Below are 13,362 nucleotides of genomic sequence, written 5' to 3'. Positions count from 1 at the left end.
CTACTGCTAACGTTGCCCGTATTCAAAGGTTTGCACAAGAAAAGGAGCCTTCTCTATGGAGACGTGGGAACCCACATTGTCCACTGGTCCGCCGCTAGGGATTGCGGTCGCTGCAATCGCTGTGATTTTGGTGCTGGTTATATATTTCAAGCTCCACGCTTTTCTCACTCTGCTGGTGGTCTCCGCGCTGACAGCACTTACGGCTGGCATACCGCTCGAAGGCATTGTCCCTACGATGACGGAGAGTTTCAGCTCCACCCTGGGCTCGGTGGCGCTTCTGGTGGGACTCGGCGCCATGATCGGCCGGCTCGTGGAAGCTTCCGGCGGTGCTCAGTCGCTTGCCGATGCCATGGTTCGCCGCTTTGGCGAAAATAAAGCACCCCTTGCACTCGGCATTGCCTCGCTGATTATGGGCTTTCCTATCTTCTTCGACGCTGGTCTTATCGTGATGCTGCCAGTTATCTTTGCCGTCGCCCGCCGCTTGAATGGCCCAGTCCTTGCTTTTGGCCTGCCAGCCGCCGGCGCATTTTCTGTCATGCACGTCTACCTGCCACCGCACCCCGGTCCTGTCGCCGCCAGTGAATTCTACGGCGCCGATCTCGGCCTGGTGCTGCTCGTCGGCCTGCTGTTGGCCCTGCCTACCTGGTATATCTCCGGCTACCGCTTTGGACTTTTTGCCGGAAAGAAGTTCCCATTCAAGGTCACTGACGCCATCGCCGGGCCTGTCCTTGAAAAGGAAGAACAACCCTTAAAACCTGCCTCCGCCACCACAGTGATTTCCATCCTGCTCATCCCGATGGTGCTTATCTTCTTCAATACCGGGCTCAATGCCCTAGCTTCCTATGGCACTATTGATGCCGATGCAACGTGGGTCAGGTCCTTCATCATGCTCGGCCAAACCCCAATCGCACTGCTGATTACGGTGCTTATCGCATTGGTAGTGCTGGGCCTGCGCCGCAGCGTGGAAAAGTCGGCGCTGGAAAAACTCGTTGACTCCTCGCTTGGCCCTATCTGTTCTGTCGTGCTCATCACCGGCGCGGGCGGCATGTTCGGTGGCGTGCTTCGTACCTCCGGCATCGGCGATGCGCTTGCCGATTCCCTCTCCGGCCTCGGCATCCCCGTCATCCTGGCCTGCTATCTCATCGCCGTAGCCCTCCGCCTGGCACAAGGTTCAGCCACCGTCGCGCTCACCACTGCTGCTGCCCTGATGGTCCCCGCCGTGGAAGCTGGCGGTTTCACCGAGCTCCAACTCGCACTCATCGTTGTGGCCACCGCAGCCGGTTCTGTCTTTGGCTCTCACGTCAACGATTCCGGATTCTGGCTCGTCGGCCGCCTGATGGGCATGGACACGATGACAACGCTGAAGACATGGACCGTTAATCAGATGCTCATCTCCGTCATCGGCTTCGCACTCGTCCTAGTCCTCTACGGCGCGGCTGCAGTCTTTTAAGCGCCGGTCTTTATCCAAGCAGCAGCCTCTTCTGCAATATCTTCCGCTGGCCGCGTCACATCGAAGACGCGGCCAGTTTCGTCCTCTTCCAGCGGCTCCAAGGTGTCGAACTGCGACTGCAACAACGACGCTGGCATGAAGTGTCCCGGCCGGTGTTGCATCCGCTCATACAACACATCAAAGTCACCATGTACGTGCACAAACGCCACGCCTGGGCAGTACTTTCTAATCAGATCTCGATACTTTCGCTTCAACGCGCTGCACCCCACCATCGCACCTTCTGGCCTATCCGCCAGCCACTGACCAATCTGTTTTAGCCACGGCTCCCGGTCCTCATCATTCAGCGGCGTTCCCGCAGCCATCTTGTCGATATTTGTCTGCGGGTGCATATCATCGCCGTCGCGGTACTCTAGCCCCACCAACGGCGACAGGGCCTGCCCCACCGTTGTCTTGCCGGAGCCAGATACTCCCATGACGACGACATGACGGAATTTGTTCTGGTCCATGGTGACTCCTCGGGTTGGATTCTTCCTCTCGAGTTTATCCACTCCTCTACTACCGCTCAGAATAGCGAGAAGGCAAGCTAAGAACAGAACATTCCGACGGTATTAGCTAAAATTTCCTAGAACACTTATTCCTATATGATATCTTAATCATATGGGTCGGCACACAATTAATGAACACTGGTTTGAATTCTCAAAACAAAGACTCGACAGTTTCGGGGCAAAGGTTGAGGATCCGACCAAGGAGCATCGTTATCCAAGTCAGCCTGATTGGTATGAAATAGCAAATAATCTAAGGCCATTCCTCTTTCACGACCTCAACATTTCCAATGTATCCCCTACAACAGCCAGGATTTTAAAAAGCTGGCTCACAGATCCTCCCAAAGCAAGTACTTGCTTTGGGGGAGATCCTGAAAATAATTCTCCATGGCAAGTCACCAACGGGCGACACCGCTTAACTGGGGTGATGTCGGCACGGCCCGATCTAAATATTCCCGTTTACTGGGATATTTTTGGGTACGAAAATGGACCATACTCCGAAAAGGTTCTTGCCTCAAAGATAGCGCAAGCCGAATTAATCGAGCAAGAAAGACACTCTTACCTCCCAAGGACAGTCCAAAACGACAGATTTTTGATCGCTCTTGAAAATCTAGCCACTAAAAAGTTCAAAAAGCCTGAACCAAAGTGGCCTATTTCGACAGTAAAAGTTCAGGGAAGAGAACCCGACCACTCCTTCCTCAGCGATGACGAATGCAATTCAGCATTTGTATGGAAACACAATGAAAACGCCTTAATCGTGGTCGATTCAGTAAAAACTCTTTACGACGATCGTTTTTCGAGTGACTGGGCCGAATTAAGGGGAAAAATTCCTGAACTTGAGCACATTATAGCAGACAGCAGAAACCTCACTGTGGTTTCAGAAGTCATGACCGGATTTAAATCCGATGTCCATTACACATACTTCCCAGAATCCAAAGACTTTTTTTCAATTCACTGTTGGGGACCTCCAATTCAGGTGTGTATCTGTCGAGCTGGCGTCCGGTTGACACGATTTCCCTAATATCTATCTTTAAAGGCGAGATTTTTGAGGGCGTCAGTGACCAAATGCCAGAATCCCGGATGATCCAGCTTGGTAGCGACCTGGGTATGGCAGCTGTCATCAGCGGGTTCCCGCAGGTCAGTCACGGTCATGCCAGTGGTAAGCGCGCCGGCGAGCTCGACGTGCACGGGCGCCTTGCGGGTTTGCACGATGCTCGGATCGATGAGGTAAGCGATGGTGCACGGATCGTGAACCGGAGGATCCGTAAAGCCCTGGTTTTGCTGATACGCCTCGCGGAAGAAACCGAAGAGACCGACAACAAAGTCTGAGACGGGCGTATTCAACGCCTTAATTTCGGCTTCGACCTCGGCGGTGGCCAGTGCCTGGTGGGTCAGATCTAGCCCCACCATCGTGACTGGCCACGGCTCTTCGAAGACGATATGTGCTGCCTCAGGATCGATCTTGATATTGAATTCGGCGACTGGGGACCAATTGCCTTCGTGGTAGCCGCCGCCCATAAGCACAACCTCTTTGACACGCTCGACGATGCGCGGTTCTTTGCGCGCGGCCATAGCGATATTGGTCAACGGACCCGTTGGAACCAAGGTAATGGTGCCGGGTTCATGGGCCATGATGGTGTCGATGATGAAGTCGATGGCGTGGGCATCGGCAAGCGCGGTGCTTGGGTCCGGAAGCTCGACGCCATTAACATCCATGCCGGTGGAGCCGTGGATGGCCTCGGCGACTTCCACGGGGCGCACGAGCGGGCGAACGCAGCCGGCGTAGACCGGAATCTCTGGGTGGCCGGCGATCTCCTTGACCACCAGCGCATTGCGGGCGACTTTGTCCAAGGTCTGATTGCCGCCGACGGTGGTAATGCCCAGCAAATCAATGTCCGGGTTCCCCATGGCCAGGAGCAAAGCCACCGCATCATCGTGGCCGGGATCGCAGTCCAGAATAATTTTTTGCGTCATGTCTCGAGCCTACTTTTGGTCGGTGAAGACTGCCACGGTCTCATCGTGCGGCGCAGCTTCAATTCCTCTGTGCTCACCAGCTGTACCCTGGAAAGCAGCAACTCACCCCGTAAACGGTATAAACCGTCGTGGAAAGGAATTCGCCCCGCCATGCCTTCAATTTCTGACCGCCTGACCCAGGCACAGCAAGATTTTAACGCGGTGATTTCCACCATTCCTTTTGATGAGGATGCCGTAGATACTGCGCTTACGCTGCGCGGATTGCCTGTTGCTTTTAAAGACATCGTGGATATCGCCGGGGTGCCAACGACCTGTGGCACCAACGTGGATATGGGACCGGCTCCGACCAAGAATGCCACGGTGGCACAGCGGCTAATGGATGCCGGCGCGATTCCCGTGGCCAAGGCCAACCTCCAGGAATTTTCCTATGGCATCTTGGGCGATGCCTCCGCGTATGGCCGCGTCATCAATCCGCGCGATCCGCAGGTCTGCGGCGGCGGTTCTAGTTCTGGGTCGGCGGCGCTGGTTGCGTCTGGGGCGCTCGATCTCACGGTGGGTTCCGATAGCGCCGGTTCCGTGCGCGTCCCGGCCGCCAGCCAGGGCGTGCTGGGATTTAAGCCCACCACCGGTACGATCCCGCTCGATGGCGTCTTCCCCTTCGCGCCGAGCTTCGATTGCATCGGTTTCTTCGCCAGCTCCGTCGAGCTCATCGAGCAGGCCCTGCTAGCCACGGTGGATGAGGCACCGACTCCGGCCGAGAATGTATCCACCATCGATGTCTCTGCGTTGCAAACCAAAGGTGAGCGCTTCGCTGGTCTGCTGTCTGCGCTGCAGGATTCCACGTTCGCAGCCGTGGAGCGCCTCGATTACTCCCAGCTCGAATCCACCCTCGCTACCACCGCGAAGCTCTACGCTCCGATGCGCCTCAAGGAGGCTTATGACGTCCACCAGCCCTACCTTGACCAGCGGGATAAGTACCAGGATGTCATCTTGGAGCGCGTCCTCGGCGGGCAGGATATTTCTCGGGCAAACTACGACGCTGCAGCACAGCAGGTAGAAGAACTGCGTACGAAAGCACTGGCGCTTTTCGATGCCTCCCCCATCATCCTCACCCCCACCCTCGACGCCGGCCCCATCAAATGGGACGACATCACTGCAGAAAATACCGCCGACTCCGCCGCCAGCCTGCGCCGCTGGACCGAGCCTTTCAATGTGTTGGGTTGGCCGGCGATCACTATCCCACTGCGCACGAGGGACACCACGGGAGTGGGTGATGCGGTGCAGGTCATCAGCAAGCCGCGCCAGGATCTCACCGTCTTGCGCGTCGCCCGCGAAATTCAGGCACTGCTTTAAGCACACCGCAATTCTGCGCGTCTCTGCCTGCTGACGTCGTTGGTAAGGTGATCGTTATGAGCACTACAGCACAGCTTGCCGCGCGGTTGCGCGCTGAGGCCGATGACGGCTCCTTGGAGCCATTCTGCTTGGATACCGGCATTGACCTGCTGGTTCTTTTTGGCAGCGCGCACGTAGATGCCACCAATGCTAATGATGTTGACCTTGCCTATTCGGTCGATTTCTCGCGCGCAAAAGCTGAGCGTCCCAACGTGCTCGACGTTGCCACGGCGTTTTACGCCCGCTATGGCGACGGCATCGATCTCATGTGCCTGGATACCGCAGACACGGTGGCGCAACATGAAGCTCTGCAAAAGTGCGAGCTCTTGGTCGATCCGTCCAATTCCAAGTATGGAACGCTGCAAATGATGGCGGCACGGGAGTACATCAATACGGCGTACCGTCGCGAGTTCGAGCTCAGGAGCTTAATGTCATGAGTCCACGGGATTTCCAATCAGACACTATCCGCAAAAGGCTTGTCTCCCTCCGGCGCATACTTGGCGAGCTTGAAAAATACCGGGATTCAGATGCGAAAGAACTGCGCTCTGACCTTTCACAAATGTATGCCGTGTTTTTCATGCTGCAGCAAGTAATCGATCTTGCCACGGATATTAACCAACACATTGCGGCAACGACCTTAAACGTTGCGGACTCTAGTAGCCGTCGCGGTTTCGAAGATCTCATCCGCGCGGGCGTTTTACCCGCTGACTTGGAGCAGGATTTCTATAAGAGTGCGGCTTTGCGCAATGTCATTACTCACCAATACGTTGAAGTTGATTTGGGAATCGTCTCCAATTCAATTCCGCGGGTATTAGATGTATATACGCAATACGTTAAATCGATTTCGCGCTGGCTAGCCTCCCGCTAGCACGGTCTTTTCTTGCGTGCGCGGGCGCCAATACGCAGCTTCTACTGCGTTAAGTTCCTTGAAGTGCGAGGACGTCAGTTCATCCATCGCGGTTAAATAGCCACCCACATCCTCGCGCGGTAAGCGCAGGCCCATCGTCAAGTGCGGGGTCCAGCGCGGACCGCGGCCCTCGGGATTGGCGGCGCTAATCTTCCGCGCTGCCATTTCGAGTTCATCGCTAGTTTCTAATAACCACGCCACGGTTCGTTTCCGCTTGGTGCCGAAGATGACATTTCCCACGCGCCGAAACGTCGCCGGAATAACCGCCGGTAAAAGCTCCGCGGCAAGCTCTACAACGTCGGGGTCCATCTCCGGCGCGAAGGTCACCGTAATATGCGGGCGCTGGTTCTGCACGGGGAATCCGCGCTCGGCCAGACCGGCAAAGATCTCCTGGATCTGCTCTTCCTGCTTTTCTGGCAAGTAGAGCAGGATATTATCCGGCGATGCTGTACTCACGATGCGGCTTTCTTCGTTTCAAGTGGGCACGATTCATTCGTGCTCCCCAAGTGCGGGCGGTTTCGGTTCTGTTTCTAGTTCTAGTTCTGTTTCTAGGGTACCGCCGGTCAGCGCTTGTGCGATCTCCGCGATGCTATAGGTCCTTTGCACAGTTTGAGCAAACTCGCCCTTCAAAAATCGCATCGCGCCTTCAATTGACGCAGAGGAGGTTGCACATCGGACACTGCACACAGGAGGTTGTGCATAGGCCCCTGCACATTAGCCCCCATACATCGGACCCTCCATAGAGGAGGTTGCGCATAGGGCCCTTGCACGCCGGCCCCTGCGCAAAGAACCTTCCAATTTCCTTGTGCTCATTTAACCGGGTGCCTTTAATAAGAATATGAGCACATCAGATTCTTCGCCTTTCATTCTCGCCATCACGGCGTGCCCAACGGGTATCGCCCATACCTATATGGCCGCCGAGAACTTAGAGGCTGCCGCCGAAAAGCTGGGCTACCGCATCAAGATTGAAACGCACGGTTCGATCGGCGTGGAGGGCAGCTTCAGCAGGCAAGACATTGAGCAAGCCGATGCCATTGTTATCGGTGCCGATACCGTCATCGCAAAGGACCGATTCCACGGCAAGCGCTTGGTGGCCACCGGCGTGGACGAGGCCATCAAACACCCCGAGCAGCTGTTGACCAAGTCCTTGGAGGCGGCACCATGGAAGGGGGAGGATAAGGGGGCATCGGCAAGCGAGGCGGAGGACGCCGCGGAAGATGCGGGGCTGCGCGGTATTGGGCAGACCATGTACAAGGCGCTGATGAACGGCGTTTCCCACATGATTCCTTTCGTGGTCACCGGCGGATTGCTCATCGCCGTGGCGCTGTCCTTGGGTGGCACGCCCACGCCGGAAGGGCTGTCCATTCCTGAAGATAGCTTCTGGAATACCCTCAATGAGCTCGGTGGCCTGGCATTTTCGCTGATGGTGCCGGTCTTGTCTGGCTACATTGCCGTTGGCATCGCGGATAGGCCGGGCTTAGCGCCAGGCCTTATCACCGGGCTCATCGCCACGACCGGTTCGCTGTATGGGTCCGAGGCCGGTGCCGGATTCTTGGGCGGTATCGTCACCGGTATTCTCTCCGGCTACGTGGCACTCGCGATCAAGAAGATTCCGGTGCACAAATTCATCGCGCCGATTTGGCCGATTATCGTCATCCCGATTTTCACCACGCTGATAGTGGGCTTGGCCTTCATCTATTTCATCGGCGCCCCGATTGCCACCGCCTTTGAGGCCATGACCGAATACCTCGGCGGGCTGCAGGGCTCGTCTGCGATTGTGCTGGGGCTTATCATCGGCGCGATGATCGCTTTCGATATGGGTGGGCCGTTCAATAAGACTGCCTTCCTGTTTGGCGGCGGCATGATCGCTGCGGGAAATGCCGCCCCGATGGGTATGGCCGCCGCCGCGATTGCGGTCCCGCCGCTCGCCGTGGGCGTGGCCACCCTCTTGCGCCGGGGTTGGTTCAATAAGGCGGAAAAGGACTCCGGTATCGCCGCGCTATTTATGGGATTTTTCGGCATCACCGAAGGCGCCATTCCCCTGGCCGCGGCGCGCCCCCTGCAGGTCATCCCAGCCAACGTGGTGGGCGGTGCCGTCGCCGGTGCCATGGCCGGCGCGTTTGGCGTCCAAGATCATGTCATGCACGGCGGCCCCATCGTCGCCGTTCTCGGCGCGGTGGATCAGGTGGCCTGGTTCTTCCTGTCCATGCTCTGCGGCGTTGCCGTGTGTGCCGCGCTCATGCTCCTGCTCATTCGCCTGACCCAACGCTCCCCGGAAACAGAGGAGAACACGGAGGAGCCCACAGTGCTCCCGCTTCTCGGTACCTCTACCATCAGCCTCGATGAACCACTCGGTAATGACTCCGAGGCCGTCATCAAGTCGCTCGTTTCCCTCGCCGCCGCCGATGGCCGCATTAGCGACGCCGCTGCGGTTGCCGATGCCGCCCTTGCCCGCGAGTCCCAACACTCCACCGGCGTGGGCCACGGCGTGGCCATCCCGCACGCTCGTTCCGCTGGGGTTACCACACCGACGCTGGCCTTCGCCCGGCTTCCCGAAGGTGGCATCACCTGGGGCACCGGAGAAGGACCCACGACCTTAGCGTTCCTCATCGCCGTTCCCGATGACGCTGGGAAACAGCACTTGAAGCTGCTGTCCACCCTCGCCCGCGCCATCATGAAGGAAGATTTCCGCGCCCAACTGCACGCGGCCAGCTCTCGTGAAGAAGCAGAAGAGGTTATCGCCTCTGTTCTCCAAGTCGAGCCACAAGCCGCCGTGGAGTCTTAGTCTTCTACCTTGGCCTCAGCCTGCCCAGCAAGGAGCTGTTCCACCGATACCACGCCCCCGAAAACGTAACCGCCTTCACAAATGGCAGTGGCACGGGTTACACTAAGATTCACACTTATTGTTCAACAATTAAGGACGGTGTTGAATGGCTTCGCTCCACATTGATCTCAACGCGGACTTGGGTGAAACCACCGCTGGCAACCCGGTAGCTGATGATGCTGCGATGCTGGAGATGGTCTCCTCCGCCAATGTCGCCACCGGCTTCCACGCCGGTGACCCGCACTCCATTGCCCAGACCCTTGAGGCCGCGGCGCGTGCGGGAGTGACGGTCGGTGCACACGTGGGCTATAACGATCCAGCCGGCTTCGGCCGCCGTTTCATCGACTACAACGCAGCAGAGCTCGCGGACGAGGTCACCTACCAAATTGGTGCGCTTGACGTGCTGGCGCGCGCCAATGGCACACGGGTGTCCTACGTGAAGCCGCATGGGGCGATGTACAACACCATCGTCAAGGACGAGGCACAGGCCAAGGGCGTCATTGCGGGCATTAAGGCCTTCGGGGATCTACCCGTGATGCTGCTGCCGGGCGGCCGCGCGGTCGATATTGCGGAATCGCAAGGCCTCACCGTCATCCGCGAGGCGTTTGCGGATCGCAACTACAACCCCGATGGCACGCTGGTCTCACGCAAGCAGGACAATGCGGTATTGGGGGATGAAGGGGATGTCGTCAAGCGCGTGCTAGAAGTCGCCCAAACCGGATCCATTACCGCCATCGACGGCACCACGCTCGATGTTGATGCCCAATCCGTGTGCACCCACGGTGATTCACCGGGATCCGTGAAATTGCTGCGCGGTGTGGTCGAGCGCCTCAGCGCGGAAGGAATCGACATTCGGAGCTTTATCTAATGCCGCATATTCACTTCGTTGGCACCCGCGCCCTGCTCATTGATTTGGACGGGCTCGAGCAGGTCATGGCGTGGCATGCGGCGCTATCTGCTAAACCACTCAAGAACCAGGTGGATTGCATTGCCGCTGCCACCACATTGCTCATTACCTTTGAGGCGCCGAATTCCGCGCGCGCGGCCGCAGAATTCCTGACGGACTTCTCCCCTGCCGCCGCTACCGCAAAAGAGGCGCGCACGGTAGACATCGATGTGCTTTACGATGGCGAGGATGTCGACGCCGCCGCCGAGCTCCTCGGCATGTCGCGCGAGGCCTTGATTGACTGGCATACCTCTACCGAGTGGACTGCCGCCTTTGGCGGCTTTGCTCCCGGCTTTACCTACTGCGCGCCCTCCGATCCTGCCCAGGCCAAGGCCGTGTCCCGCCGCTCCGATCCGCGCACGGCCGTTCCGGCTGGCGCCGTAGGCATCGCGGGCGAGTTCTCCGCGGTCTACCCGCGCGTTTCACCAGGTGGCTGGCAGTTGCTCGGCACCACCAATACCCCGATGTGGGATTCGCACGCTAACCCACCCGCATTGGTGCAGCCCGGTGACCGCGTGCGCTACCGCGCCGTGGACGAGCTGCCGGACTTGGTGGATCGCAGCGCTGAATCCAAGCGCTCGCCGGCCCGCCTGCCCCGCATGGAGGTCCTCGATGCCGGCCTGCTCACGCTTTTTCAAGACCTTGGCCGCCCCGGCGTAGGCGACCTTGGCGTAACGCCCTCCGGTGCCGCCGATCACGCCGCCGCGGCAACCGCGAATGTCGCCGTGGGCAATCCGCGGGGTGCGACGGTGCTAGAAAATATCGGCGGCATTAAGCTGCGCGCGCTGACCGATACCGTCATCTGCGTTACCGGCGCCACCGCCCGCGTCCGCCTGGGTGAGATGCCCGTGCACCTCGCCCGCCCGGTGCTCGTTACCGCTGGCCAGACCGTGACGGTCGGTGCCGCAACGGTAGGCATGCGCAACTACGTTGCCATTCGCGGCGGCATCATTGCCGAATCCGAACTGGGGTCCTCTGCCACCGACGTGCTTTCTGGCCTCGGCCCCGATCCCGTCACCACGGGCGATGTCATCGGCGTGCTGCCGCGCTCGACCGGCATGACGGATGCGCAATTGGTCAATCCTCTGCGCGTATCCGCTGATTCCGCTGGCAAAACGCGCGCGACGCTGCGCTGCGTGCTGGGTCCGCGCGATGACTGGTTTGGCGATAATATCTCTACCTTCCTGGATACCGAATGGGTCGTTTCCTCTGATTCCAACCGCGTTGGCCTCAGGCTTTCCGGGGCGAAAGACGGCGCGGAGGCTTCTGAAGCCTCCGCAGACGGAGACATCACCGTGCAACGCGTGAAAGACGGCGAGTTGCCCTCCGAGGGAATGGTGGCCGGTTCCATTCAGATCCCGCCGAATGGCAAGCCGGTGGTCTTCCTGCGCGACCATGCCGTCACCGGCGGCTATCCCGTCATCGCCACCGTCTTGGAAGAAGATATCGACATCGCCGCGCAGCTCCCGCCCGGCGCGCGCGTGACCTTCCGCCTCGTGACACCTCAAGCTTTAAATACTGGAGAAGAAAATGCAGATTAAGACCGTCCTCATTGCTAACCGCGGCGAAATCGCCGTGCGCATCGCCCGCGTGGCCCGCGACTTAGGCATTAAGTCCGTCGCCATTTATTCCGAGGCCGATGCCGGTGCCCTGCACACCCAGGTTGCCGATGAAGCCTATGCGCTGCCCGGCAATACCGCCGCCGATACTTACATGAATATCCCGGCGCTGCTGGATATCGCCGTGCGCGCTGGCGCCGATGCCATCCACCCGGGCTACGGTTTCCTCTCCGAAAACGCCGACTTCGCCCGCACCGTCACCGATGCCGGCATGGTGTGGATCGGCCCATCGCCGGAATCCATCGAGCTGTTGGGCGATAAGATTGCCGCCCGCCGCGTGGCCGAGGAGGTCGGCGCGCCCCTGGCTCCGGGCACCTCAGATCCCATCGATGATTGGCAGGAGGCCCGCGCCTTTGCCGAGGAACATGGCCTACCCATTGCCATCAAGGCCGCTTATGGCGGCGGCGGGCGCGGCCTTAAGGTCGTGGACTCCATGGATGAGATCGAGGGCGCGTTTAACTCCGCCGGGCGCGAGGCCATGGAGGCCTTCGGCCGCGCCGAGTGCTACGTGGAGAAGTTCCTGACCCACCCGCGCCACGTGGAGGCGCAGGTCTTGGCGGATACCCATGGCAACGTCCGCGTGCTGGGCACCCGCGATTGCTCCACCCAGCGCCGCTTCCAAAAGCTCATCGAGGAGGCCCCGGCGCCCGCGCTTTCCGATGCCCAGCGCACCGGCATCATCGAAGGCGCGCGCTCCATCTGTTCCCACGTGGGCTATACCGGCGCCGGCACCGTGGAATACATCGTTTCCGAGGACGGCACCATCTCCTTTTTGGAGGTCAATACCCGCGTCCAAGTCGAACACCCCGTAACCGAGGTCGTGACCGGCACCGATATCATCGCCGAGCAATTCCGCATCGCCGCAGGCGAGCCCCTGTCTATCTCTGAGGATCCGGATTCCACCGGCCACGCCTTTGAGTTCCGCATCAATGCCGAAGACATCCTCAACGGTTTTGCCCCCTGCCCCGGCACCATCGTCTCCTTCGAGCCGCCCACTGGCCCCGGCATCCGCGTCGATTCGGCTGTCCGCTCGGGATCCATTATCCCGCCGTACTATGACTCGCTCATTGCCAAGCTCATCGTGTGGGGCCCCACGCGCGAGGTAGCCCTCGCCCGCTCGCGCCAGGCGCTGCGCGAGTTTGACGTCTCCGGCGTGCGCACCGTGCTGCCCTTCCACCGCGACATGATGGACGAGCCAGCACTTATTGGCACTGCGTCTTCCGCTGAGGCCGATGCCGGCGCCAGCGAAATCGGCGTCTTTACTGACTGGCTCGACCACAACTACCGGCCTTCTGCCGCCAACCAGGTAGACAAGGTCGAGGCTATCTATACCAAGCGCCGGACGGTCGCGGTGGAAATCGATGGCAAGCTCGTCAATATCGGCGTGCCCATGGACTTCCTCGCAGGCGCCGGTGCCGGTGCCGGCGCTGGTGCGGGCGGCGCGGACGGTTCTGGTGCCACCGCTCCCTCGACGGCCGGGGCGCAGTCCACCGACGATAACGCGGTCACCTCCCCCTTCGAGGCCAACCTCGTGGCCTGGAATGTATCCGATGGCGATAGCGTCTCCGAGGGCGATTCCATCGCCACGGTCGAGGCCATGAAGATGGAATCTGCCATCAAGGCCCCGCGCGGCGGCACCATCAAGATCCTCGCTAAGGAGGGCGACCGCCTGGATTCCGCGACGGTGATTGCGACCATCGACTAGCGC

General features: G+C 59.4%; 12 protein-coding genes. 9 read left to right on the top strand and 3 right to left on the bottom strand.

The window, feature by feature from the left end; all coding sequences use genetic code 11:
- Positions 1–55: 55 nt before the first annotated feature.
- Positions 56–1,450 carry a GntP family permease gene (locus QP891_RS04875; protein WP_284816975.1) on the top strand — a complete coding sequence of 465 codons (1,395 nt, stop codon included), beginning with the start codon at positions 56–58 and terminating at the stop codon, positions 1,448–1,450.
- Here the strand turns inward: QP891_RS04875 and QP891_RS04870 are convergent.
- Entirely contained in the window at positions 1,447–1,956 is a 510-nt protein-coding gene (locus QP891_RS04870; RefSeq protein WP_284770050.1) for a gluconokinase, read from the bottom strand. The genes QP891_RS04875 and QP891_RS04870 overlap by 4 nt on opposite strands.
- A 151-nt stretch (positions 1,957–2,107) precedes the next feature.
- Here QP891_RS04870 and QP891_RS04865 point away from each other — a divergent pair, with 151 nt between their 5' ends.
- Entirely contained in the window at positions 2,108–3,013 is a 906-nt protein-coding gene (locus tag QP891_RS04865) for a hypothetical protein (RefSeq protein ID WP_284770051.1), read from the top strand.
- Here QP891_RS04865 and uriH read toward each other — a convergent pair.
- Complete coding sequence (gene uriH / locus QP891_RS04860; protein WP_284770052.1) at positions 3,010–3,966, bottom strand: uridine-preferring nucleoside hydrolase UriH; 957 nt, start codon at positions 3,964–3,966, stop codon at positions 3,010–3,012. The genes QP891_RS04865 and uriH overlap by 4 nt on opposite strands.
- Before the next feature lie 150 nt (positions 3,967–4,116).
- Here uriH and QP891_RS04855 point away from each other — a divergent pair, with 150 nt between their 5' ends.
- The 3 genes from QP891_RS04855 to hepT are packed head-to-tail and all read left to right on the top strand — an operon-like array spanning position 4,117 to position 6,226.
- Positions 4,117–5,319, top strand: coding sequence for an amidase (locus QP891_RS04855; RefSeq protein ID WP_284770053.1), 1,203 nt, complete (start codon positions 4,117–4,119; stop codon positions 5,317–5,319).
- 56 nt (positions 5,320–5,375) lie between these two features.
- Entirely contained in the window at positions 5,376–5,795 is a 420-nt protein-coding gene (locus tag QP891_RS04850) for a hypothetical protein (RefSeq protein WP_284770054.1), read from the top strand.
- A complete protein-coding gene (gene hepT, locus QP891_RS04845) occupies positions 5,792–6,226 on the top strand; it encodes a type VII toxin-antitoxin system HepT family RNase toxin (protein ID WP_284770055.1) in 435 nt (144 codons plus the stop codon). Before QP891_RS04850 ends, hepT begins: the two co-directional genes overlap by 4 nt.
- Here the strand turns inward: hepT and QP891_RS04840 are convergent.
- Complete coding sequence (locus QP891_RS04840) at positions 6,212–6,721, bottom strand: 2'-5' RNA ligase family protein (protein ID WP_284770056.1); 510 nt, start codon at positions 6,719–6,721, stop codon at positions 6,212–6,214. The two genes, hepT and QP891_RS04840, sit on opposite strands and share 15 nt — an antisense overlap.
- A gap of 382 nt (positions 6,722–7,103) precedes the next feature.
- On the opposite strand from QP891_RS04840, the gene QP891_RS04835 reads away from it, so the two are divergent.
- The 4 genes from QP891_RS04835 to QP891_RS04820 all read left to right on the top strand — a co-directional run bounded on the left by QP891_RS04835 (position 7,104) and on the right by QP891_RS04820 (position 13,359).
- Positions 7,104–9,050: a fructose-specific PTS transporter subunit EIIC gene (locus tag QP891_RS04835; RefSeq protein ID WP_284770057.1), complete on the top strand. Its 1,947-nt coding sequence runs from the start codon at positions 7,104–7,106 to the stop codon at positions 9,048–9,050.
- 145 nt (positions 9,051–9,195) lie between these two features.
- Positions 9,196–9,957, top strand: a complete 762-nt coding sequence (locus QP891_RS04830) for a LamB/YcsF family protein (RefSeq protein WP_284770058.1) — start codon at positions 9,196–9,198, stop codon at positions 9,955–9,957.
- The gene (locus QP891_RS04825; RefSeq protein WP_284770059.1) at positions 9,957–11,576 is read left to right on the top strand and encodes a 5-oxoprolinase subunit B/C family protein; all 1,620 of its coding nucleotides are present in this window, start codon (positions 9,957–9,959) and stop codon (positions 11,574–11,576) included. The genes QP891_RS04830 and QP891_RS04825 overlap by 1 nt, the downstream gene beginning before the upstream one ends.
- Complete coding sequence (locus QP891_RS04820) at positions 11,566–13,359, top strand: ATP-binding protein (RefSeq protein ID WP_284770060.1); 1,794 nt, start codon at positions 11,566–11,568, stop codon at positions 13,357–13,359. The genes QP891_RS04825 and QP891_RS04820 overlap by 11 nt, the downstream gene beginning before the upstream one ends.
- Positions 13,360–13,362: the final 3 nt, after the last annotated feature.

It is taken from the genome of Corynebacterium sp. MSK310, from assembly GCF_030227355.1.
Lineage (GTDB): Bacteria > Actinomycetota > Actinomycetes > Mycobacteriales > Mycobacteriaceae > Corynebacterium > Corynebacterium rhinophilum.
Note: the sequence above shows the minus strand (reverse complement) of the source record. Positions and strands in the feature narration are given on the sequence as shown.

What these genes read in the sequence shown, in the direction of transcription:
- QP891_RS04870 (WP_284770050.1), bottom strand. Translation starts at nt 1,956, where the DNA reads ATGGACCAGAACAAATTCCGTCATGTCGTCGTCATGGGAGTATCTGGC.
- uriH (WP_284770052.1), bottom strand. Translation starts at nt 3,966, where the DNA reads ATGACGCAAAAAATTATTCTGGACTGCGATCCCGGCCACGATGATGCG.
- QP891_RS04875 (WP_284816975.1), top strand. Translation starts at nt 56, where the DNA reads ATGGAGACGTGGGAACCCACATTGTCCACTGGTCCGCCGCTAGGGATT.
- QP891_RS04855 (WP_284770053.1), top strand. Translation starts at nt 4,117, where the DNA reads ATGCCTTCAATTTCTGACCGCCTGACCCAGGCACAGCAAGATTTTAAC.
- QP891_RS04825 (WP_284770059.1), top strand. Translation starts at nt 9,957, where the DNA reads ATGCCGCATATTCACTTCGTTGGCACCCGCGCCCTGCTCATTGATTTG.
- QP891_RS04820 (WP_284770060.1), top strand. Translation starts at nt 11,566, where the DNA reads ATGCAGATTAAGACCGTCCTCATTGCTAACCGCGGCGAAATCGCCGTG.
- hepT (WP_284770055.1), top strand. Translation starts at nt 5,792, where the DNA reads ATGAGTCCACGGGATTTCCAATCAGACACTATCCGCAAAAGGCTTGTC.
- QP891_RS04835 (WP_284770057.1), top strand. Translation starts at nt 7,104, where the DNA reads ATGAGCACATCAGATTCTTCGCCTTTCATTCTCGCCATCACGGCGTGC.
- QP891_RS04850 (WP_284770054.1), top strand. Translation starts at nt 5,376, where the DNA reads ATGAGCACTACAGCACAGCTTGCCGCGCGGTTGCGCGCTGAGGCCGAT.
- QP891_RS04830 (WP_284770058.1), top strand. Translation starts at nt 9,196, where the DNA reads ATGGCTTCGCTCCACATTGATCTCAACGCGGACTTGGGTGAAACCACC.
- QP891_RS04865 (WP_284770051.1), top strand. Translation starts at nt 2,108, where the DNA reads ATGGGTCGGCACACAATTAATGAACACTGGTTTGAATTCTCAAAACAA.